Genomic DNA, 23,039 nt, shown 5'->3' on the forward strand with positions numbered 1-23,039 from the left:
TTTACCCTATTTCTTTAAAGGCAATCGCCCATGTTTGAAATCTTTTCCGTGGGCGATTCCGCCTATTTGCAAGCTGTCCTCAATGCGATTGCGATGATCTCTGGCACCGGCGACTACAGTGCCGCGGCGGCCGTCGGCGGTTTGATCGGCGTCATCATCGTCATGCTCAGGGCGTTGTTGCAATGGGATGGCCGAGGCATTCGCTATCAGGATTTATTGCTGGCCTATGTGTTGTGGTTGATGCTGTATGCGCCGTCGGTACGGGTGTCGATCGAGGATGCTTATACTGGCAGCGTGGTAGTGGTCGACAACGTACCGTTGGGGCCGGCGGTCGTAGGCAGCGTGATGTCGAACATGGGTTATCGTACGACACGGTTATTCGAACAAGGCTTTGGAACACCGTCGATGACCGGCAATGGCTTTGCCGACAGCTTGCAGACCCTAACGGCGGTACGGAAGAATCTGTTGTCGCGAGTGAATTTAGGCGCAGCCAACGTGCCGAATGCCGGTAGCGACATGGAAACCTCGTTTGCCAATTATGTGCGTGAATGCACGTTGACCGGTGTTGATTTAAACCAGAAATCGGTGGATGCCATCTTACGCGATGCGGATCCCCTGAATGCCATCCGCTTCGATTCCGACATCTACATGACCCAAATCTATGTCGGTGGCCAACCGCAAACCAAAACCTGTACCGATGCCTGGGCCGATTTGAGCGTAGTGGCCAATGGAAATTTTGCGACGGCGCTGGAAGGGTTGTTGCAACCGACCTTGGGCGTACCGGCGGCAGGCGATACGGTGCCGAAAATCCAGGATGCCTTCGATGCGTTGGCCGGACCCGGCGTAGTCGATGCCGCCGATTACATGCTGATGTCGGCGATCCTGCCGATGTTCGAGAAAGGCGTGATCGGCCGGCATGAAGACGGTTTGCATTGGAACAAAGCGGCGATGGTCGAGCAAGCCATCCAGCAACGCAACACCCAATGGGCCGCCGAACAAACCCTGTTTGCCAAGATCGTCCGACCGATGATGGCCTTCATCGAAGGCTTGAGTTATGCCATCGCACCGATCATGGCCTTTGTGGTGATGCTGGGCAATGTCGGCATCCGGATGAATATCGGCTACTTCTCGATGTTGCTGTGGATCCAATTGTGGATGCCGATTTTGGCGGTGATCAATCTGTTCATCCAAATGTCGGCCGCAGGCAAAATGGCTGCACTGACTACGGCGACTTACAATTTGCCGTCAATGATGGGCATTTACCAGCTGGATATGGAGTTGCAACAATGGCTGTCGATTGGCGGCATGTTGGCCGCGTCGACGCCGGCCATCACCTTGATGCTGATTTATCGCGGGGCAGTGACTGCTACCCATTTTTTGGGACGGATGGACGGTGGCGATTATGTGAACGAGAAAATCGCTACGCCGGATGTGGTCAGCCCGGCGCCGGTCTTGAATGCGCAAGCGCAGCATCAATACAGTCCATTGTCGGCGGTTACTCAAACCGGGGTCGACAAGGTGCTGCCGACCTTTACCGCCGGGAAGGACATGAGCGCGGCCGTTTCATCTGCCTATTCAGCGTCCGAGCAAGCCACCAATAGCTTTATGCATAGCGTGTCGTCCACGGCGTCGAAGTCGGCGAGCATCAGCAGCGATGCGTTTGATAGTCGTTCATTGGGCAATCAAATCGCCAGCAGTTCCAGTTATACCGATGCCTATAATCGTCAATTTGGCGAAGCTTTTGCCAAGAAGCATGCGGATACTGGTATTTCTGCGGATCACTTTTCGGCGCTGGTGGCTGGCAGTGCCAATGCCGGCGGCAAGACCTCAAACGATAAATTGAATGCAGCGATTTCGGGGCGACTACAAAATGATTTTAAAGTCGGTCAGGATAAGTCCGATGCCATCGCCGCCGACATCAGTCAAACCGTCAATGACAGTCAGGGTTATCAAGCCGGCTTGGCTAAAAGCCTGGCACTGGATGCGCAGACCGGTACCCGAAACGTCGCCTCAATGGGGCTACAAAATCAATCGTTGTCCTCGTTGCAACACAGCGCAACCGACGCGGTATCCGCCAGCGAATCCTATCAACAAACTTTATCGGCTCAACAACGCTTCGGAACGCAAGCGAGCTTCGGTGCGGCGGAAACGGGATACAAAATCGCGCATGATCCTGGCTTGATGGAACGCCTGGATCAAACCCTCGATCAATATGGCTTGCGAGGTGATACGCAGCGACTGGCCTCGCAATGGAAAGCCGCCGGTTGGATTAGCGATGCCGATCAGGCCTATGCCGCCGCTGGCATGTCGTTATTGACCGGCTTCTCGTCACCCAGTTACCGCACGCTGGATGATCAACAATCGCACCAAGCACACATCTCGGGTTACCAACTGTTGGGCGATGCCTTTAATGCGCCGCAGGCCGATCAAAGGTGGAATGCCAACCGGAACGAAACCTTGAAAACCAATGCTCCTGAAACTGGCAAGGTTCAGACATCAGTCGAACAGGCTCAGCTTAAAGACCCACGCGTTGAAACCGAATCGCTAGAACAGCGTACGCAGACACGGATTCGTTCAGCGACGGGGAAAATTGCCGGCGGCGAGGCCAGTATCGAAGCACAACATGATCGTAACCTGGCTGAGCGTGAACAAAACTCAAAAGAAGGCTTTGGGAAATTGGCGAATGTCAAGGCAGAGCATTTTAGGCAATCGATTGCGGCTGCGGCCAATGACACGCCTTCTGCTGCAGAGTTGTCTTACAACTACATAGGCGGTGGAGTCTACAGTACTGCTAAAAATCTTGAAGCCATGGGAGCTGCTGGACAGGAGTACTTGAAACAATTCAATAATAGTTATGATGAAGCGCAGTCAAGAGGTGCTGGAAATTGGGACGCTTTTAAACACGCGGCATCCCAGTCCTATCCTGGTTTCGCTCAAGCTACGCAAGCCTGGGCTGATCAAAGAGTCAATAAAGTTGCCGACAAGCTGACATCAAGTCAGCAAGCTTATTATCGTGCTGCTATGTTTGAAGCCTTTGATGGGATCGCTGTGAGTAGTGAAAACACTGGTGGATTGGGGGAAGCGAAGCAGAAGATGATAAATGAAGAAGGCGAAAATGAAGCCAATACTATCGCTAAATTATTGAGAAGTGCAGCTGGCCAAAACAGACAGGATCTGATCGACCAGATAGGACAATATAATCGAGCCCGTGGGCTGATCAATTATTGAAAGGTGGATTTTACTGGTTTTTTCCAGGCTAGGATAAAGACAGCAACAAAGCCACGAGCAATAATCATAAAGAAAAATAGAGCAACATAGCCAGCTAGCGCCGGGAACTCATGGGCAATAAACATGGAAACTAATACCAATATCGCCCAATAGTAATTACTTTGATGAAGAAACTTGGCTGCCATACGCTCGACTCCCTGAAATACTAATTCAGCCAATATCAACGCAAGAAAGAACACCGTTCCGAATGCTGCAAACAAACTGATGTTATCTGGGAGGTTTCCCCAGTCAGCAACAAACCATAGCACTACAAGACATATCGTTATAGTTACCAGCTTTTGAAGAACTAAAAAGGAAAGAACATCTGAATATCTGGATTGGATAAATCGCGTAAAACCCGATGGGAACGATGCAAACGTGCTTCCGCAAAACGGGCAAATCGATTTCAGTGGCTGGCCATAGTAAGTGACAACTCGTGGCACCATAGAGCGTTTACAGTCATGGCAATGTACAGTGGCATGATGTCCGCTAAAAACTGAATGGACGTTCGATTGCTGAATCGTGGCTCGGCCTTTAAATCGGTTTGATAGAGAGGATGACATCATTAGCTCCCGAATATCTTGGTGCGATTATCGTACGTCGATATTGCAGAATTTCCAAGTCATGATATTGAAATTATTGGATTATTTTACCTTAAGGTTGATCTATTTACACCCTCAGTCTGACTCAGACTGAGGGCTCATTTATATTGTCTCTAAGCGCTGAGCACGCCTTGCTTCATTTGCAATTTGTCAGAAACGAATTTAGATTTCTGACACTCGATTTATGAATCAGAGTTTGCAAACAAACTCATTCTTTAAGAGTGGTACTTTGCTGTCTAAGGCTTTAGCATCAAAATCTAGTGGGTTTCGATTCATGTCCCTCAGCCCGCCAACAAATCGATATAGGACTGGTAACTGTAACTGCGGTTTTTTTTAAGCCCGGTAAATTCCACTACGATACCCAGCTCCTCCAAAACCTTGACCGCCGCCGTAGCGGTTGGGAAGGTTGTGTTCAGTTTCTGGCGCACCTGTTCGATACTGAAGCGCGGCATCATAGGCAAAAGCTCGAACAAACGATAACTGGCCGGACCGACTTTCGTCGCAGCCAGCAGGCGCCGCCGATCCGCCGTGATCAGGCTGGCAATTGCCACAATATTGCGTTCGGCATCGGTCGCGGCCACCGCCACCGCTTCCAAAAAGAACGACACCCATCCTTCCCAGTCACCCTCGCTACGGATGGCAGACAAACGGCGGTAATACTCGCTCTGATGTTGTTTCAAGTAGCCGCTAAGATAGAGCAAGGGTTCTGGTAATAAGCCCCAATGCTCCATTAATGCCGCAATCAGCAAGCGACCAATCCGGCCGTTGCCATCTAGAAACGGGTGAATGGTTTCAAATTGGGCATGCACCAGGGCAATTTTTACCAATGGCGGTAACCCGTCAGACGGTGTTGCATGAATGAAACGTTCTACATCAGCCAACAAATCCGCAACCCTTTCCGCCGGTGGCGGCACAAACGCCGCATTGCCGGGCCGGGTACCACCAATCCAGTTCTGCGAACGGCGCAACTCGCCGGGTTGTTTACCCGTACCTCTCGCTCCATCCAGCAGTAATTGATGAGCATTGCACAACAATCGGACACTGATCGGCAAGCCATCGGCAGCGCGCAGGTTTTCCTGCACCAGACGGAATGCTCGGAGAGAGTTGGTCACTTCCTCCACATCGTCGGTATTACTGACAGCAAAGCCCGCTTCATCGTCAAACAAGTCGGTTAACGTCGCTTGTGTGCCCTCGATTTGTGAGGTCAGTAACGCCTCCTTTCGGATCGCGCTATACAACAACCAATCTACCGATGGCACTAGGCCGGAAACCCCCGATAACCTTGCCAAGGCCAACTCCGCATTATGATTCAGCCCCGCAAAGCTTTCGACGGCCAAAGCGGGATTGATCGGCGGTAAGGCATGCGGGACAAACGCCCGCACCGGCTCGCCCAAAGTTGTAGAGGTGATGTAATCGCCAGTGCTGCGCATGATATTTAAATTCTTTTTAATTATTCGCCAACATATTAAAGCATTCTTTAATATAAGGCATGGATTTCAAAGAATTCTTGAATTTGCAAAGTTTGCTTTACTGGGTTATCAAACGCTATAAAAACCTTACATCAGCGAAGGGTTGCGCCATAAGATAGAGAAGACGATCTCAAATCGATGTCCCAATGTCTCGAATGCTCATGCCAAGCATCATTCAAACGGTTGTCATGTACTTGATACGTTTTTCATGGCACACACCTGGCAGATGGGCTGATAATTGCTGTCATAGAAGATCACGAAATCATGATGACATCGACTGCAGTATCGCAATTCTGCCATGCCAGTTTGGATAGCCTCAGCAATCACCCAGGCCTCAGTGAAATTAGCGGGTCTGATTTTACTGAAAGGTCGTCGCTCACTAATATGACCAGGAAAGGTTTTACAGAAACAATCCCAGGCAAACATCACAGCATTGATATCAATGCCGGTTTTCACGTTACGTTGACTGGCACAACGATAAATAGACGCAAATACGGCCACATACAAAAATGCTTCGCGGGACCGGGTGATCGAATCGAGGCTAGGGATCTTTCCGGGCAGAGGTCTTTCTCGGTGCAGCTTATAATAAATGTACTGTAAATCTTTGTCGCCCAGGCATGAAATGATTTTTTTGACGATCGAAGTGCGTAATTTTCGCTTTAGCAATTCATATAACAGCCAATGCTCGTACCACTGCAATTGGTAAGGGTGCGAGCGCCTCATGATGCGCCATCCTGGGCTAGTATCGATAATAATTCTTTGGCCCGATGTTCTGGAGAATCTGTGGCAAATGTTTGTATTTCAATAAATTCTCGCCAGTGACTGGGATTGATTCGAGGACTAAATTTTAGATAGTCGCTTCCAGCCAATGCTTTCAGCTGTTTGATCGACATATTGCGGAGTATTTCAATGGCGTCTGTCGGCAAACCAAGATAAAACTGAGCCTTATACGCATCGCCGGCGGCAATCATCCCTTTGGCCACCAGCAAGTAATCCAGGTTGAGGTTATACAAATCATTGTCCATTCAAATGACCTGTCTAAATGATCGTTCTGATATGCGCTGCTAGGTTAATGACATTTTGGCCATACTCAATGGCGGCAGGAATATTCTTCCAGTTGTAATAACGCCCTACACCCAAGGCGAAGTTATCTGGCGATGATTGAATCGCTTTGGCGAGCAACTCAGCGCCTATCTCGAGGTTGGTCGTTGGATCGAGCAACTGTTCGGGCTTATCAACCCGGTGGCCATGCCAGCGCAGATTGACTTGCATAATGCCGATGTCGACATTTCGGTTACCTTCCTTCAGCAGCTGTTTAAGCTGGATAATAGCGTCTTGTTTATTCGTTGTAATGATGGCTTTGCCGGCATGATTTAGCGCCCAGGGCCAAGGTGTTACTTTGTTTTTCTGATGATGATTTTTCGACTCGATCAACGCTACTGCATACAAGACATAGGGATCCAGTTGATGTCGTGCAGCGACGTCCCCCCATACCGTGGTTTGCAGTAAAGATTTGGCAGAAAGGATGCTGGCCGATCGCTCACTTGACTGGTTTTCAGCCGCCCAGCTTAACTCGTTTGAAAAACTGGATACGATGCCAATCAATAGCGCGATATGACTGGGTATAAGTGGTATTGGTCTGCCCCGACCTCGCGCCGGTGTGACTTTGGTTAAACTCAATAGCATGACACGCTCTCATTCAATGAAGATTAATGAAAGTGTAAAACCTGCAGCCGGAGAAAACTGGTTTAAAAAATCACCCGTAGGGTCGATATTCGTGGATTATGGATAGGGCATCATCAACAAAGCGTTGGCAAACGCTTGGTGATTTCCGTGTGATCAACGCGATAGCATGACAATAAGTCTCCTTAAACAAGCATTAGGAGTTCGTCATGAATCAGGAAAATCCAAGCAATCGGAATCGGCACGCCCCTTGGAACAAAGGTAAGTTGATTGGCCAGAAATCGCCTTTAAAGTTGAAAGAAATCTGGGCCATACGCATCCGTTTGCAGATGACCAAAAACACACGGGAACTAGCGTTATTCAATCTTGCCATTGACAGCAAACTCCGAGGGTGCGACTTGGTGAAGCTTAAAGTCTGCGATGTGGCTCAAGGCGGCCGGGTATCATCTCGCGCAATGGTCATGCAACAGAAAACCCATCGTCCGGTGCAATTTGAGATAACCGAACAAACCAGAGACTCATTAGCAAACTGGATTAGCCAGGCTCAATTGAAATCCGATGAATATCTTTTTCCTAGTCGAATTCATGAATCACCACACATTTCAACCCGGCAATACGCTCGCATTGTTGAGCATTGGGTGACGTCAATCGGTCTTGATCCAGCAGCATACGGAACCCATACGATGCGCCGGACAAAGGCAACCTTGATTTACCGTCGGACAAAAAACTTGCGAGCTGTCCAGCTATTGTTGGGTCATACCAAGCTTGAAAGTACTGTACGTTATCTTGGAATAGAGGTTGATGACGCACTAGAAATTTCGGAACAGACCGAAATTTAGCGTTAAATAATGAGGTAGCAGTCGTTTATTTTTGACTGCTACCGATTTTGAGCCGGCTAATTCCCACCCATTTTTGACTGTCACGTTGCACCAATAAGGTCAATAGTTAGGGGTGCGGAGTTACTAAGAGTTATATATCCAGTGAATCAGCCGAATGGCAGGTATTCGGTAAGCAAATCGACATTATGGCCGAGTCACAACGGCCAAAACCGGCCACTGAGGACGCCGGCGAAATTTTCCATCCCTAAGTTCAGCGAATGGCAGCTTTTCGGCAAGCAGCCTTACGCCCTTTTTGGCTCGACCCGGCCAAAACCCGCCGCTCGGAGTAGCTATCCCATTTTAATAATTAAGGCACCATGTAACCCAATCGGCTGTCCGGTATTCGGCTTCGTTTTTGGTCGTCGTTTGATGGCTCTAGGCTCAATACGTCCAGGTCGGTTGTCAACCAACTGTTCAGCCACTAAAAGGAGCAGGCAGACCCGAGAGGAATCCGGGTGACCGTTTGCTTTCGGGTTTACCTTTGCATCCATTACGATTCATATAGAGCCAATTTCACTTTGCCCGTGGGCTAACTTGAGTCGCTGACACAAAAAACTCGACGATATCCTGACTTCGCTCGGGCCAATGTGAATGGATGTTATCACCTTCACAGTACAACGTTTTTACGCCCCCGGCACACCCTGAATAAGAGGAGCAACCATTTGCGATTTTATCCGGAATAGGGTCACATTTATTACAAGCTGCCCACCAACCCACCGCTTGCTGACCATAACCAGGAAACAGGCGATCCTTGCTGCTGTGCATGATCATAACCGGCAAGGGCTCGGGGCATTTGCGGTCGCGTAAATCATCATACGCAACCCCTGCTGCGCTCGGCGCAATGGCACGTGGGATGTGTCGTGTGCCAGTCATAAACGCTAATGCCATTGCCGAAGTTCCTCCATCGGAATGTCCCGTAACATAGACCTGTTTTTCATCAATACACCACTTTTTGGCCATTAAACTGGGAATGGTGCCTAATTCTACGGTAGTGCTGGGCGATAATTCCGGGTGATCCGCATAGGCCACGATGAAACCGGCTTGGGTAGCAGGAAAAGTGAACCCAGTTGTTTTTTCGGTTTTAGCCCGATTCGATCCGGCCGGAGAAAATACCAGTAATAGTGGGTGGGCAACGGATGCATCATAATTGGCTGGTGTGCGGACATTGTATTTGATGCCATTTTCGGTTTCTTCGCCATAAGTCTCTCCAGCGTCTCCACTGAGTTGACCAGCTTTGCAAAGACGTTGCAGCATCTCAGGTCGATACACGGCCTGCCCCAATTCTACTGATTCGCCGCTATGATCCATCAAAAGCATGACAACCATTGCTAATATCGGTAAACCGAATAGCACTTTCTGCCAAGAATTGGTTCTTAAAAGATAAACCTTTAATTGAGCCATATTCATAGTCATATTCCCCCTAAGTACGTTTGACTCGCCTGTACCATTCGATCATGCCTCAGGCGAGTGATTGGGCGCTTCCTTATTCGCTAACTTCATTACAATATAAGCCAGCAACAACAAGCTTCCGATCATCACAATCTGCAGCATATAGCCTTTTCCCGGAACCGATTCCAGGCCAACAGAGAACGGAATATGAGTATCAAGACGCTTATCCTTGTCGACAATAGCGATGTGTGCCAAATAATTACCAGCACCATATTGACTAAAATCGACCATACTATCGAAAGTACCGTTTTTAACTTTTTTCGGCTGCTGATAAAAAACCCTTTGCCCTTCAGGTTCTTTGGTGATTTCGAATTCCACGCTGACATTGCGCAGACTTTTACCTTCGTAGTCGAACACCAAATTAGTTGGGCCGATTTCGGGAATGATGCTGCAATATTCCCGATCCCCTGACAGAGTCGGGGTATAGGCCGTGAAATGGACTCGTTCAAAACCAACCCTCGTAACGCAAGCATCGGCCTCGTCAGGCGCACCTCGATGCGCTTGGGCAATAGTTGGCATTAATCCGACCCAAAAGACAACAGGCAGCAAACCCAGCCACCTAATGCGCTTATAAGCCGCCTTTTTTAGTTTGTTGATAGAGTTAGGCATTGATTTGCCTCCACAGTGATTATGTTAAATCCGATGGTCGGATTAGAAATCAAAGGTTTCCACCTCGGAGATCAGAAACAACGGCTCACCACCGCTAGAAATCTCAACGGCATGCTGAGCTGTTTCTTGACCGCCTGGTGAATTCAGACAAGCCTGTAATTCGGCGAGGGATGGAAAATAAACCTCGGCAATCCGATGAAACTGCGCTGCAGATTTGTCTGCATTGGAAAGAATCAATGAGGCGACAAATCGTGTTTTGCCGGCCAGCTTTTCGACAGCCATCGGCACATGCTCATCAGCATAACGACGTTCAAAAGTTTTTAAATCTGTTGGTGTAGGGTACATTACGATTAATTTTGCTGTTTTCATAGGGATATTGAATATTTAGGTGACTTGGTGTTTATATTAAATAATGAGTTATGTTAATTGTAAAATACCAATTTTCTATGAAATAATAGGTTTTTCCTATTCAAGAAAGGAGGCAAGCTGTGGAAATGCAACAAATTCGCTATTTTCTGGCCGTCTGCGATAAAGGCTCATTCACTCGCGCTGCACAAGCAACCTATGTGGCCCAACCCTCCCTGACGCAAGCAATTAAAAAATTGGAAGATGAACTTGGCGGTGAGCTATTTAGCCGAGACCGCAGCGGATGTCGGTTGACGGCTTTAGGACGTTTGGTCGAACCTTCTATACGTGAAATAGTGCGCAAGACGCAAGCTGTCAAAGCTGAGGCTGTGCGTTTCAGCCGCTTAAATACTGTGCCACTTCGCATCGGCGTGATGACGACAATTGCCGCACACCATTTAAGTCCATTCTTCACTGACTTTCAGCAAGAACGACCCCATGTAGAACTGGAATTAGTCGTCGACAGTGAATGCAATCTATTGAATCAACTTGATGAAGAGGGCCTGGATTTAGTTATCAGCGCACCAACATCCTTACTGGCAGAGCATTACCAGTCTTTAGAGCTTTACGAAGAACGCTATGTCGTTGTCTTCAACGACAAACACCGTTTCAATCAAATGCAACAAATTGATTTAGCGACCATACAAGCTGAACCTTACTTAGATCGCCTGAACTGTGAATTGCGTGAAACACTGAGGAGTGTGTGCCAGGGGCGGCAGGTCAATCTTTATGCTGCCTATAGAAGTAATAGCGAAGAGTGGATACTGAGTATGGTACGCGCCGGAATCGGTGTTGCGCTAATGCCGGAATTCACCATCACCAAAAATGCAGATCAGATTCGAGTTCGTTATCTGTCAGATCCGGAAATTCGTCGCACCATCTGCGCTATATTCCCACCCACATCGGCCGCAAAACCCGAAGTGGCAGAAGTATTGAAAAGTCTGCGGATGGGTTTTTAAAAAATCACAGGATAGGCAAAACTAAATCAAAAGTCCGATTATGGCGTTTAAAGGGGTTAGGAAACCTCTGATTATTGCAGTTTTTCAAGAAAAATTGACGCGCAAGCCATTGTTTTAATTGGTGATGAACCAATCGGCCAGAAAGCCGCCATACATGTTTCTCAATAGCTGACCTTCAAATAGGCTTGAGCAGAACTTCACCAACTCAATTTATTGTTGAAGGTTACAATGAAAAGCCCAGTTTTATTTGGTCATTTGCTTGGCAAATCAAAAATCCTTTTAATATGGGGCAGTCACAGAATTCGGAAAAAATAGTACGCTAAGCTTTTATGGTAAGAGTTTAAGAGTTGTAATGGCAATCAATGCACTAAGTGGGCAAAACCATGTGTTAGAGTCTAGTGCGGCCAAACATTTATTGATATGTTTGGCCGCAAAGGGGCAATCGGCCTTGCTGTAGCGTACATTTACTTTAGAAAAATACATACGCTTAGATCAACAATTGAGTCATCGTGATCTTCCACAGAATAATTTTCCGCTTGCATAATTTGTTTATCACACTAAGATAGTAATCAATTACTATCTTTTGAGTGCAACCGTGAATACCCATGTAAAACATCTTCCTGCGGATGAACGACGGGCCGTAACAGTCGAGGCGGTGGTTGAATTGGCGGGTTCGCAAAACCCCAGTGAAATCACAACTGCGGCTATCGCCAAGCATATGAACCTGACCCAGGGCGCGTTGTTTCGTCATTTTCCGACCAAGGACGCCATTTGGCAGGCAGTCATGGAGTGGGTGGCGGAACGCCTTCTGGCCCGGATTGATTGCGCCGCGCAAGGTATTGAATCGCCTCTAGCCGCGATGCAGGCGATATTCATGAGCCACGTCGAGTTCGTGGCCGAGCATCCAGGGGTTCCCCGAATGATGTTTGGTGAATTGCAACGTGCCGAGCAGACCGCGCCCAAGCGCATAGTGCAAGCTTTGATCCGGCGTTATGGAGAACGCCTGCACCGGCTGATCGAGGCGGGCAAGGCCTGCGGCGAGCTGTCCGCCACACTCGACACCGAAGCGGCGGCCACCCTGTTCATCGGCACGATCCAAGGCCTGGTCATGCAATCGCTGCTGGCCGGCAATGTGGAGCGTATCCGCCACGATGCACCACGCGTCTTTGCCATTTATCAGCGTGGCATCCGGAGTGCGCAATGAATCGCATGCCTCTACAAAAACGCACCTTGGCGCTTATGGCAGTTATTGTGCCGTTGCTTGTGCTTTTCGTCTACGTCGCCTTACGATCCGGCCCGCTAGCACCGGTAACCGTGACGGTCGCGGAAGTAAAGTCAAAGTCAATTGCCCCTGCGCTATTCGGTATCGGCACGGTGGAGGCGCGCTATACCTACAAAATTGGTCCCACGGTTGCCGGTCGCGTGCAACGTCTGGAGGTGCATGTGGGCGATCGGGTGAAGGGCGGTCAAGTGTTAGGCGAGATGGATCAGGTCGATCTCGATGATCGCGTCCACTCGCAGGAATCGGCATTCAAGCGTGCCGAAGCGGCTTTGCGCGAAGCGAAGGCTCGGCAAGCGTATGCGAAGGCCCAGTTGCATCGATATGAACAATTGTTTGCAGTACGCTCGACCAGCGAAGAAATAGTCGACACCAAGCGACAGGAATTGCAGATAGCGGATGCTGTACTTACGGTTGCCCATGAAGACGTCGCTCGTGCCCGATCTGACCGGGAGGCATTGATTACGCAGCGGGGCAACCTGCGTCTGATCGCGCCGGCTGATGGCTTGGTCAGCTCCCGAGATGCTGATCCCGGCACAACTGTCGTTGCTGGTCAAGCTGTGGTGGAAGTGATCGATCCCGAAAGTTTATGGTTGAACGTGCGCTTCGACCAGATCAGTGCCGCCGGACTTGCCGCCGGACTACCAGCCCGCATTGTGTTGCGCTCCCGCAGTGGCCATGTGCTGGCCGGCCGTTTACTGCGGGTGGAACCCAAAGCTGATGCCGTAACTGAAGAAATGCTTGCCAAGGCGAGTTTCGATTTGCCTCCCGATCCATTGCCGCCGCTGGGTGAACTGGCCGAAGTCACAGTCGACTTGCCTGCCCTACCAGTTGCCCCGGTGATTCCCAATGCCGCCATCCATCGTGAGAATGGGCAAGTGGGAGTCTGGCAAGCTATGGACGGCGACCTGCACTTTACCCCCGTTAAATTAGGTGTTGCTGATCTTGATGGCCAAGTGCAAATACGCGATGGACTCAAGAACGGCGATCGGGTAGTGGTATACAGCGAAAAGGCGCTGACCACTCGCAGCCGAATTCATGTGGTTGAACACATTCCCGGTGCCGCACGATGATCAGCTTGGCGGGCCGCGATATTCTCCATTCCTGGGGTAAATTCGTGTTCACCGGCGTCGGATTAGGCTTATTGATCGGCGTGACGCTGAGTATGGCCGGCATCTATCGGGGCATGGTCGACGATGCACAGGTGATGCTGGACAATACAGGCGCGGATCTGTGGGTAGTGCAACAGGGCACTCAGGGGCCTTATGCCGAATCGTCCAGTCTGTACGACGATCTGTATCGCAGTCTGCTGAATATGCCGGAGGTAGAATACGCAGCCAATGTCACCTATCTGATTATGCAGGTAGGCCACGGCGAGCAGGATGTTAGCGCCATGGTAGTTGGCGTCACGGCCGGCAAGCCGGGTACGCCGGGACAGCCCCGGTATCTCGTCACTGGACGACATATCACCCGTAGTCACTATGAAGCCATTGCCGATATTTCCAGCGGATTTCAGCTCGGTGAGCGCATCCGAATCCGCCGCAATTTTTACACGGTCGTCGGATTATCCAAACGCACGGTGTCTTATAACGGTGATCCGATGGTGTTCATTCCGCTCAAAGACGCACAAGAAGCGCAATTTCTGAAAGACAACGATGCTCTGGTTCAGCAGCGCCGCCGCAATGCCGAGAACCCGGACTTCAATCGCCCAGGCATTCCCGATCTGCTCGCTGTGGTGAACGCATCGCAAAGTACCAACACCTATGTTAATGCGGTACTTGTTAAGCTCAAACCCGGCACACTCCCTGAGGATGCAGCCGAAACGATTCGCCGCTGGACGCGCCTGCAGGTTTATACCCGTGCCCAGATGGAATCGATTCTGATGGACAAAGTAATCGATAAATCAGCCAGGCAAATCGCCTTGTTTTTGGTGATTCTGAGCATCGTCAGCGCGGCCATTGTTGCTTTCATCATCTATACCTTGACCTTGGGAAAAATCCGGGAAATCGCGGTGCTTAAACTGATCGGCACCAGGAACCGCACCATTGCCGGCATGATCATGCAGCAGTCGCTTGCGCTTGGCACTATAGGTTTTGTGGTGGGGAAAATCACCGCTACCTTTTGGGTGCCGATTTTCCCCAAGTATGTGCTGTTGGAGCCACTTGATTCCGTCGCCGGTTTTTTCGCTGTGCTGGCAATCTGCGCATTGGCCAGCCTTGTTGCTATCCGTATGGCGCTCAAGGTCGATCCGGCCGACGCCATAGGAGGCTAAGGTGAGCGGCAAAGGCATTCACATTGAAGGTTTAAAGAAACGCTACGGCGAGGGCGATACCGCTGTTCATGCCTTGAGGGGCGTGGACATGCAGGTTGCTCCGGGTGAAGTGGTAGGACTCATCGGACCATCAGGTTCCGGTAAGAGCACCCTGCTCAAGTGTCTGGGGGCGGTGATCGATCCGACTGCCGGTCGCATGGTTCTGGGTGATGAGGTGATCTTTGACAACGATTGGAAAGTACGTGACCTGCGAGCCTTGCGGCGCGACAAGATCGGCTTCGTATTCCAGGCACCCTACCTGATTCCTTTTCTCGATGTGACCGACAACGTTGCACTGCTGCCGATGTTGGCAGGGATTCCCAATAGTAAAGCGCGTGCGAAAGCACTGGAGCTTCTCACCGCACTGGATGTACAACACCGCGCCCGTGCCATGCCGTCGCAGCTTTCCGGCGGCGAACAGCAGCGCGTTGCAATCGCGCGGGGGCTGGTCAATCGCCCGCCTGTGATTCTTGCCGACGAGCCCACCGCGCCGCTCGACAGTGAACGGGCCATGGCCGTTATCCGTATCCTCAACGACATGGCACGCCAGTTCGAGACCGCCATCATCGTTGTCACCCACGATGAAAAAATTATTCCCACCTTCAAACGCATCTACCATATCCGCGATGGCGTGGCCCATGAGGAAGTCGGCGAAGGACGAGGATTTGAGTGAGAAAACAATTAAATTCAAGGTGCTTTATGACATACCAAAACTTCCCGAAAAATCTATTGACTGTCATTGCAGCCAGCGTATTTATAGCCGGCATCTACTCGCATGCTTGGGCTGATGGAGATACCGAAGTTAAGCCGTTAGAACTAAAAAGGATCATGCAAGAACTCGGTAGGAGTATGCAGGCCATCACAGACGCTATTTCTCGTGAAGATTGGGCTTTGGTCGCCAAAATTGCGCCACAGATCGCCGAGCATCCAGAGCCGCCCGTTATCGAGAAGATGCGTATCCTGACGTTCATTGGCACCAATATGGGCACATTCGAAAGTCATGACGAAATAACGCATCAAGCTGCGCGGGCGCTGGAACAAGTTGCCGCTCGGAACGATGGACAAGGCGTGATCACAGCCTTTGCGAATCTGCAAAGCAGTTGCCTGGCTTGCCATCAGAGTTTTCGTCAATCGTTCGTGGAACATTTTTATGGGCAATGTTGAAGGAATACACCGTCACGGCATTGATCGATCGAAGACCGATCACATGACGGTTCGGACCTATACAGCCATCATTTTTGCCGGATTGCTGGCAGGTTGTACCGTAGGGCCCGATTTCAAACCACCGGCCGCCCCCGATATGCCAGCCTACACCGCAACCCCTTTGTCAACTCAAACGGCATCCGCAGCCACGGCTTTTGGGGGGGCACAACACTTTAGGATCGGCTCAAATGTGAGTGCACAGTGGTGGCGTGATCTGGGATCTTCCAAACTCGACGCGCTGATAGAACAGGCTTTTCAGGCCAGTCCAACGCTGGCTTCTGCAAGAGCCACGTTACGTCAGGCGCAGGAAATCCGTGCGGCGCAGGAGGGGGCGATGATGTATCCTCAAGTCGATGCCGGTTTCAGTGCTCAACGACAACGCTTTAATCCCATCGTATTGGGGCAAGATGACCAGGCGCGGGAATTCAGTTTGTTTAACGCCGGTGTTAACGTAAATTATCAACTCGACCTTGCCGGCGGTAACCGCCGCGCATTGGAAGCCTTAGTCGCTCAAACCGAGTATCGTCGTCACGAAGTGGAAGGTGCGCAGCTGACCTTGGCGGGCAACATCGTTACCGCCGCGATCACCCAAGCCAGGCTTGCGGCACAAATACAGACTACGGAGGCCATTCTTCGCGCGCAAGATGAACAATTGCACATTACCCAAGAACGCGTGCGTCTTGGCCAGGGCGCACCGGATGAGGTATTGGCACTGCAAACCCAAGTGGAACAGACTCGCGCCGGACTTCCTCTGTTGCGCAAACAGAGCCAGCAGAATGAACATTTGCTGGCCGCACTCACCGGCCGTGCCCCGGGAGATGGGCGATTACCCACTTTCACTCTGGAAGAATTCACCCTACCGTCCGATTTACCCTTAATCGTACCTTCCGAGTTGGTGCGCCGCCGCCCCGACATCCTGGGCGCAGAAGCGCTGTTACACGCGGCCAACGCGGAATACGGCAGCGCAATCGCCAAGCTGTATCCGCAACTTAATCTCAGCGCCGATCTCGCTACGCAGACCTTGGTTGCAGGCGCATTGTTCGGCCCCGGTTCGGCAATATGGAATGTCCTTGGACAACTTACCCAGCCGCTCTTTAATCCCGCACTGCCCGCCGAAAAGCGCGCGGCATTGGCCGCGTTCGATGCCGCGGCAGCCAATTACCAAAGCGTGGTGCTCGAATCCCTGCGCAATGTGGCCGATGTCCTGCGCGCACTGGAGAACGATGCCCAGGCATTGGCAGCATTGGCCGGCGCCGATGCTGCGGCACAGGGCTCTTTGCAATCCGTGCAGAGGCAATATGCACTGGGTGCAGCCAGCTACGTTCAGCAACTGATCGCACAACAAGCGGCGCAACAGACCAGAATTAACTTGATCGCGGCTCAGGCGCAGCGCCTTGTCGATAGTGCGGCTCTGTACCAAGCTATGGGTGGCGGTGTCAGTTAAGACTATACCCTAACCTGATGTCAGGCAATGTGTCACTTTAGCGTCAGTATAGAGTGTATTTTTACAATTATTGACACATGCCACCAAAGGCTATAGATTTTATCCTGACACTTTTGGTTATTTGAGGGCTGTTCATTTGCAAGGGCATCGGATTGGTTACATCAGAGTCAGCTCGTTCGACCAAAATCCGGAACGGCAACTGGAACAGGTCGAGGTCAGTAAGGTGTTTACCGATAAGGCTTCCGGCAAAGACACCGAACGCCCCGCCTTGGACGAGCTACTTGCGTTTGTTCGAGAAGGCGATACGGTCGTCGTGCATAGCATGGACCGCTTGGCGAGAAATCTGGATGACTTACGGCGCTTGGTGCAACAGTTAACCAAACGCGGCGTGCGCATCGAGTTCGTCAAGGAATGCTTGACTTTCACTGGCGAAGATTCGCCGATGGCCAATTTATTGCTTTCTGTCATGGGGGCGTTTGCCGAGTTCGAACGGGCGCTGATCCGCGAACGGCAGCGCGAAGGCATTGCGCTGGCCAAACAGCGCGGCGCTTACCGGGGGCGCAAGAAAGCACTATCGACTGAGCAGGTAGCAGAGTTACAAAGCCGGGCCAGTGCCGGCGAGCAGAAAGCCAAGTTGGCCCGCGAGTATGGCATTAGCCGCGAAACCCTATACCAATATTTGAAGACCACTGAGTAATCATGTCCAGGCGCTTGGTTTTGTCCGCTATGGAACGAGGCAGTTTGCTGGCCTTGCCTGATACTCAAGACGACCTGATTCGCCATTACACTTTCAATGAATCCGACTGGGCTCTGATTCGACAGCGCCGGGGCGATGCCAATCGCCTTGGTTTCGCGGTGCAGCTTTGCCTGCTGCGCTACCCTGGTTACGCTTTAGCTGCGAATGCAACTGTAGCGGAATCGGTAATCCACTGGATCGCCGGCCAAATCAAGACCGATCCCGGCGCTTGGCGAAAATACGGCGAGCGCGATGAAACGCGGCGCGAACATTTCCAGGAACTGCGCGGCTATCTTGGAGTATCGGCCTTCGGATTATCCGATTTCCGGTTTCTGGTGAAAACACTGGCCGAACTCGCCATGCAAACCGATAAAGGTGTAGTGTTAGCGGCTCATGCTTTGGAAGCACTGCGCCAACGCAAAGTGATTCTACCGACGCTTACCGTGATTGAGCGAGCCTGTGCCGAAGCTATCACCCGCGCGAATCGCAGCATCTACCGGGCGTTGGCCCAGCCGCTCACGGCGTTGCATCGACAACGGCTCGACGAACTGCTGAAAATCAAGCCGGATTCCAACACGACTTGGCTGGTTTGGCTACGTCAATCGTCTTTGAAGCCCAATTCCCGCTATATGCTGGAACACATCGAGCGGCTGAAAACCTTTCAGGCAATTGCCTTGCCGGACGGCATTGGTCGGCACATTCACCAGAACCGGCTATTAAAAATCGCGCGCGAAGGTGGGCAAATGACGCCGCAGGACCTCGGCAAGTTTGAAAGCGAACGCCGATACGCCACGCTCGTGGCCGTAACCTTGGAAAGCACAGCTACCATTATCGACGAAATTATTGATCTACACGACCGTATCCTGTTGAAGTTATTCAGCGCTGCCAAGCACAAGCATCAACATCAGTTCCAACAACAGGGCAAGGCGATCAACGACAAGGTACGATTACTTTCAAAAATCGGCCATGCCTTGTTGGATGCCAAGCAATCCGATAGCGATCCTTACGCCGCAATCGAGTCCGTTATTTCCTGGGACGATTTCCAGCAAAGCATCATCGAAGCGGATCAATTGGCCAAGCCCGCCGCATTCGATCACTTACACTTGATAGCTGAGCAATTCAGCACCCTCCGCCGCTATACGCCGGATTTCCTGGACGTGCTGACATTACGAGCGGCACCGGCGGCGCAGGATGTGCTGGATGCCATTGCAGTGATCCGCACTATGAACAATGCCAGTACGCGCAAAGTCCCGATTGATGCGCCGACGGCTTTCATCAAACCGCGCTGGAAGTCGCTGGTACATGCCGACCCAGGGCTTGACCGCCGTTTCTATGAAATCTGTGCGCTCACCGAACTGAAAAACGCGCTCCGTTCCGGCGACATCTGGGTACAGGGTTCCCGGCAATTTCGCGACTTCGACGAATATCTGTTGCCTTCCGTGAAATTCCAAGAACTCAAACAGGCAAAAGTATTGCCGGTCGCCGTCAATCCGGATTGCGAACAATACCTGCATGATCGGTTGCAGTTGCTCGAACGACAACTGAGCACAGTAAACCGTTTGGCATTGGCCAATGAACTTCCCGATGCCATCATCACCGATTCCGGGCTGAAAATCACCCCATTGGATGCCGTCGTCCCTGAAGCGGCACAACAAATGATCAACCATGCAGGTATGTTACTGCCCCGCATCAAGATCACCGAATTATTGATGGACGTGGATGACTGGACCGGCTTCAGCCGGCATTTTGTGCATTTGAAGGATGAGGAACCAGCTAAAGACCGCACTTTGTTGCTATCGGCCATTCTGGCCGACGCAATTAATTTGGGACTCACCAAAATGGCCGAGTCTTGCCCCGGCACAACTTACGCCAAACTGTCATGGCTGCAAGCCTGGCATATCCGGGACGAAACCTATTCCGCCGGATTAGCCGAGTTAGTGAATGCCCAGTTCAATCATGCGTTTGCCGAAAACTGGGGCGATGGCTCGACCTCGTCTTCCGACGGACAGCGTTTTCGGGCTGGCGGCAAGGCCGAAAGTTCGGGTCATGTCAATCCGAAGTATGGCAGCGAACCGGGCCGATTGTTCTATACCCACATTTCCGACCAGTACGCCCCTTTTCATACCAAAGTCGTGAATGTCGGTATCCGCGATTCGACCTATGTGCTCGATGGTTTGCTGTATCACGAATCGGATTTGCGGATCGAAGAACATTACACCGATACCGCCGGCTTTACCGACCATGTTTTTGCACTCATGCATCTGCTGGGCTTTCGCTTTGCGCCCCGTATTCGCGATTTGAAGGATACCAAGCTGTATGTACCGAAAAACGGCCAAGATTACCCAGCGTTGCAGAGCATGATCGGCGGTAATTTGAATATCAAAAGCATCCAAACGCATTGGGACGAGATACTACGGCTTGCGACGTCAATCAAACAAGGCACTGTCACCGCGTCGTTGATGCTACGGAAACTGGGCAGTTACCCACGGCAGAATGGACTGGCTGTGGCCTTGCGCGAACTGGGCCGTATCGAGCGCACCTTGTTCATTCTGGATTGGTTGCAAAACGTAGAACTGCGCCGACGTGTTCATGCGGGACTGAATAAAGGCGAGGCCCGCAATGCCTTAGCCAGAGCGGTATTCTTTAATCGCCTGGGCGAAATCCGCGACCCAAGCTTCGAACAACAGCGTTATAGTGCCAGCGGCCTTAATTTGGTAACGGCGGCCATTGTGTTATGGAACACCGTCTATCTGGAAAGGGCTGTCGAAAAACTGCGGGGATTGGACAAGCCTATTGATGATGCGCTACTGCAATACTTGTCGCCGTTGGGTTGGGAACACATCAATCTGATGGGCGATTACATTTGGCGTCAGAATAGAAAGATTGAAGAAGGGCAATTCAGACCGCTGCGAACTACTGAAAAGTCTTAGCGTACTATTTTTTCCGAATTCTGCGGCTATCCCTAATACAGTGACCGAACATGAATCGTACCCTCGTTAATGTAATCATCGATTTGGTTGCGGCTCTGCTGTTTTTAGGAATGATTGCCACAGGCTATTTGTTACGTTTTCCCTTGCCGCCAGGTAGTAACAAGACCCTGACTTTATGGGGTTTGAGCCGGCATCAATGGGGCGATATCCATTTCTGGATCAGCTTGGGGCTTTTAGCTATCCTGATGATCCATCTGGCACTCCACTGGAATTGGATTGTTACGGTTATCGGTAAGCGTTGCCACCTTCTAAAAACATCGCAGCCTTCGTTGGTTCGTAGCGCGATCTGGACCCTTGGCGTACTTATAGTGCTGTGTGTCGCGTTCGGCTTGCTTGCCCAACGGGATGTTAAAGCATTACCTCAGCCCATCTGTTCATCTGTGTCTAGTAATGATCAAGTCGAAACACAGAATCCTGATTTACATACAGCTGAGTCAATCTCACCTCAAGCTAAAACCTTGGTTTGGGACGATATATACCCAATTTTTGCAACTAACTGTCTAGATTGCCACGGTCCACGGAAGCAATACGCGGGGTTTAGAGTCGACCGTTTAGATAATTTTTTCAAAAATGACGTTCACTCATATTTAGTTATGCCAGGACAGAGTAGCCAAAGCACTCTGATTCCTATCATTTCGGGTACGAGAACTAATATGGCGATGGCTGAAAGCCATAAGCTTTCTGAATCAGAAGTATCTCGTATCTCAACCTGGATTGACCAAGGGGCGAAATAACAAGACGTTTCAAGTAAAAAACCATCAAATTTGAAAAGTCCAACCATATTGTCTTATTAAGACGTGAACCGTATCTTTCTTAGAGATGAGCTTGGGTAGTGTGGCACTATTAGCGGATATTGCCGATAAACATCCCGCTCAAACCCGTTTTTCGAAGTTTAAAACTTTAAAAAGCATCAAACCCAAAGGGAAAATATCTGCAAAGTACAAACAAATTATGCCTTGTTTATCATTGCTATCCCAGCGTGAGCGTTTATGCTGATTCCCACAGTAACCGGCAGCTTCCAAGTTAAAATCCGCCATTTGTGACTGAACTTTTTCAGTTACTTGAATGGCTCAAAGTGGCCGACTGCTGGAGATCACGAAAGGCTGCTTCGTAGAAGCAAAACCCGAAAAACGATGTTTGGGCATGCGGCCGCTTTGGAGAAAGTCGTATGACGGGTTAGGGTCGGTTGGGTACAGTGACGAACGGCAGCTTTCGGGAATCGGAATTCAATGTCAGCTTTCCGGCAATGAATCTGATGAGCGGACGGTCAACACCCGACCCTAAGCGGGCATTGCCTTGGAGATGTATTGCCGAAGCAAAGAAGAGCCTTGTTTGCGGTAGATGCTCATCACTCAGTAAATCATCCTCACCTTGAAATTTAAAATTATCACCCAATATCTTCAAATTTAATACTTTGGAAAACCTATGGACTTTTTAACATCAAGCATTCTGTCTGGTATCGCTTACGACGTAATTAAACACGGAATGATGTTGACCGCAGACAATTTGAAAGACCGTTTACGAGATTGGCTTATCGATGACTCCGTGTTATTGAAGCTTTCTTCAGAACTAGAAAGACTGAGTTTAACAGATGATATGAGTGAATCGGCAATCGAAAAAAGAATTACCGCATCTCCTGAACTAATATCGATACTTGGTAATATAAAGCCAGCAGTAGAAAGCAATACTATTATACAGTCTCACAGCGGTAGTGGTGATAATGTAGGTAGGGACAAAATTAGTTTTTAAGGAAGA

Annotated in this window: 21 protein-coding genes; 13 read left to right on the forward strand and 8 right to left on the reverse strand. The window is 50.4% G+C overall.

The annotated features are described in order from the left end of the window. The first annotated feature begins 30 nt into the window (after positions 1-30). Entirely contained in the window at positions 31-3,228 is a 3,198-nt protein-coding gene (locus ACQE3D_RS17780) for a conjugal transfer protein TraG N-terminal domain-containing protein (RefSeq protein ID WP_026600356.1), read from the forward strand. Here the strand turns inward: ACQE3D_RS17780 and ACQE3D_RS17785 are convergent. The 5 genes from ACQE3D_RS17785 to ACQE3D_RS17805 form a co-directional block, all read right to left on the reverse strand. Then, positions 3,222-3,713 carry a hypothetical protein gene (locus ACQE3D_RS17785; protein ID WP_155931048.1) on the reverse strand — a complete coding sequence of 164 codons (492 nt, stop codon included), beginning with the start codon at positions 3,711-3,713 and terminating at the stop codon, positions 3,222-3,224. The two genes, ACQE3D_RS17780 and ACQE3D_RS17785, sit on opposite strands and share 7 nt — an antisense overlap. Before the next feature lie 437 nt (positions 3,714-4,150). Beyond that, the gene (locus ACQE3D_RS17790) at positions 4,151-5,299 is read right to left on the reverse strand and encodes a Fic family protein (RefSeq protein ID WP_427551128.1); all 1,149 of its coding nucleotides are present in this window, start codon (positions 5,297-5,299) and stop codon (positions 4,151-4,153) included. A 225-nt stretch (positions 5,300-5,524) separates the two neighbouring features. Continuing rightward, the gene (locus ACQE3D_RS17795) at positions 5,525-6,061 is read right to left on the reverse strand and encodes a FlhC family transcriptional regulator (RefSeq protein ID WP_026600359.1); all 537 of its coding nucleotides are present in this window, start codon (positions 6,059-6,061) and stop codon (positions 5,525-5,527) included. After that, the gene (locus tag ACQE3D_RS17800; protein WP_026600360.1) at positions 6,058-6,363 is read right to left on the reverse strand and encodes a flagellar transcriptional regulator FlhD; all 306 of its coding nucleotides are present in this window, start codon (positions 6,361-6,363) and stop codon (positions 6,058-6,060) included. Before ACQE3D_RS17800 ends, ACQE3D_RS17795 begins: the two co-directional genes overlap by 4 nt. 13 nt (positions 6,364-6,376) lie before the next feature. Then, positions 6,377-7,024, reverse strand: coding sequence for a transglycosylase SLT domain-containing protein (locus tag ACQE3D_RS17805; protein ID WP_081733720.1), 648 nt, complete (start codon positions 7,022-7,024; stop codon positions 6,377-6,379). A gap of 206 nt (positions 7,025-7,230) precedes the next feature. Here ACQE3D_RS17805 and ACQE3D_RS17810 point away from each other — a divergent pair, with 206 nt between their 5' ends. Continuing rightward, positions 7,231-7,860, forward strand: coding sequence for a tyrosine-type recombinase/integrase (locus ACQE3D_RS17810; RefSeq protein WP_026600362.1), 630 nt, complete (start codon positions 7,231-7,233; stop codon positions 7,858-7,860). A 552-nt stretch (positions 7,861-8,412) separates the two neighbouring features. Here ACQE3D_RS17810 and ACQE3D_RS17815 read toward each other — a convergent pair. The 3 genes from ACQE3D_RS17815 to ACQE3D_RS17825 are packed head-to-tail and all read right to left on the reverse strand — an operon-like array spanning position 8,413 to position 10,326. After that, complete coding sequence (locus tag ACQE3D_RS17815) at positions 8,413-9,306, reverse strand: alpha/beta hydrolase family esterase (protein ID WP_313729538.1); 894 nt, start codon at positions 9,304-9,306, stop codon at positions 8,413-8,415. Positions 9,307-9,351: 45 nt separating this feature from the next. Further along, positions 9,352-9,957 carry a hypothetical protein gene (locus tag ACQE3D_RS17820; RefSeq protein WP_313729537.1) on the reverse strand — a complete coding sequence of 202 codons (606 nt, stop codon included), beginning with the start codon at positions 9,955-9,957 and terminating at the stop codon, positions 9,352-9,354. Between the two features lie 42 nt (positions 9,958-9,999). Next, positions 10,000-10,326, reverse strand: coding sequence for an EthD family reductase (locus ACQE3D_RS17825; RefSeq protein ID WP_313729536.1), 327 nt, complete (start codon positions 10,324-10,326; stop codon positions 10,000-10,002). A gap of 119 nt (positions 10,327-10,445) precedes the next feature. Between ACQE3D_RS17825 and ACQE3D_RS17830 the strand changes: the two genes are divergently transcribed. The 11 genes from ACQE3D_RS17830 to gapS6a all read left to right on the forward strand — a co-directional run bounded on the left by ACQE3D_RS17830 (position 10,446) and on the right by gapS6a (position 23,033). Then, positions 10,446-11,321 carry a LysR family transcriptional regulator gene (locus tag ACQE3D_RS17830; RefSeq protein WP_205453082.1) on the forward strand — a complete coding sequence of 292 codons (876 nt, stop codon included), beginning with the start codon at positions 10,446-10,448 and terminating at the stop codon, positions 11,319-11,321. 595 nt (positions 11,322-11,916) lie between these two features. Then, positions 11,917-12,525 carry a TetR/AcrR family transcriptional regulator gene (locus tag ACQE3D_RS17835; protein ID WP_064006681.1) on the forward strand — a complete coding sequence of 203 codons (609 nt, stop codon included), beginning with the start codon at positions 11,917-11,919 and terminating at the stop codon, positions 12,523-12,525. Continuing rightward, positions 12,522-13,673 (forward strand): efflux RND transporter periplasmic adaptor subunit, encoded by a 1,152-nt coding sequence (locus ACQE3D_RS17840; RefSeq protein WP_313729535.1) that lies wholly within the window; start codon positions 12,522-12,524, stop codon positions 13,671-13,673. Before ACQE3D_RS17835 ends, ACQE3D_RS17840 begins: the two co-directional genes overlap by 4 nt. Further along, positions 13,670-14,872: an ABC transporter permease gene (locus ACQE3D_RS17845; RefSeq protein WP_313729534.1), complete on the forward strand. Its 1,203-nt coding sequence runs from the start codon at positions 13,670-13,672 to the stop codon at positions 14,870-14,872. The genes ACQE3D_RS17840 and ACQE3D_RS17845 overlap by 4 nt, the downstream gene beginning before the upstream one ends. Position 14,873: 1 nt before the next feature. Beyond that, a complete protein-coding gene (locus ACQE3D_RS17850; protein ID WP_027149509.1) occupies positions 14,874-15,584 on the forward strand; it encodes an ABC transporter ATP-binding protein in 711 nt (236 codons plus the stop codon). After that, positions 15,581-16,075 carry a cytochrome c gene (locus ACQE3D_RS17855; protein WP_313729533.1) on the forward strand — a complete coding sequence of 165 codons (495 nt, stop codon included), beginning with the start codon at positions 15,581-15,583 and terminating at the stop codon, positions 16,073-16,075. The genes ACQE3D_RS17850 and ACQE3D_RS17855 overlap by 4 nt, the downstream gene beginning before the upstream one ends. Further along, a complete protein-coding gene (locus tag ACQE3D_RS17860) occupies positions 16,062-17,558 on the forward strand; it encodes an efflux transporter outer membrane subunit (RefSeq protein ID WP_313729532.1) in 1,497 nt (498 codons plus the stop codon). Before ACQE3D_RS17855 ends, ACQE3D_RS17860 begins: the two co-directional genes overlap by 14 nt. Before the next feature lie 136 nt (positions 17,559-17,694). Next, positions 17,695-18,255 carry a recombinase family protein gene (locus tag ACQE3D_RS17865; protein WP_064023727.1) on the forward strand — a complete coding sequence of 187 codons (561 nt, stop codon included), beginning with the start codon at positions 17,695-17,697 and terminating at the stop codon, positions 18,253-18,255. A 2-nt stretch (positions 18,256-18,257) separates the two neighbouring features. Next, positions 18,258-21,224: a Tn3 family transposase gene (locus ACQE3D_RS17870; RefSeq protein ID WP_313729531.1), complete on the forward strand. Its 2,967-nt coding sequence runs from the start codon at positions 18,258-18,260 to the stop codon at positions 21,222-21,224. Between the two features lie 50 nt (positions 21,225-21,274). Next, positions 21,275-22,018, forward strand: a complete 744-nt coding sequence (locus tag ACQE3D_RS17875; protein ID WP_313729530.1) for a DUF4405 domain-containing protein — start codon at positions 21,275-21,277, stop codon at positions 22,016-22,018. 691 nt (positions 22,019-22,709) lie between these two features. Further along, on the forward strand, positions 22,710-23,033 hold the full coding sequence (gapS6a, locus tag ACQE3D_RS17880; RefSeq protein ID WP_427551131.1) for a GapS6a family protein: 324 nt from the start codon (positions 22,710-22,712) through the stop codon (positions 23,031-23,033). The last annotated feature ends 6 nt before the right edge of the window (positions 23,034-23,039 follow it).

The sequence above is a fragment of the Methylomonas sp. MS20 genome (genome assembly GCF_050275925.1).
Lineage (GTDB): Bacteria > Pseudomonadota > Gammaproteobacteria > Methylococcales > Methylomonadaceae > Methylomonas > Methylomonas koyamae_A.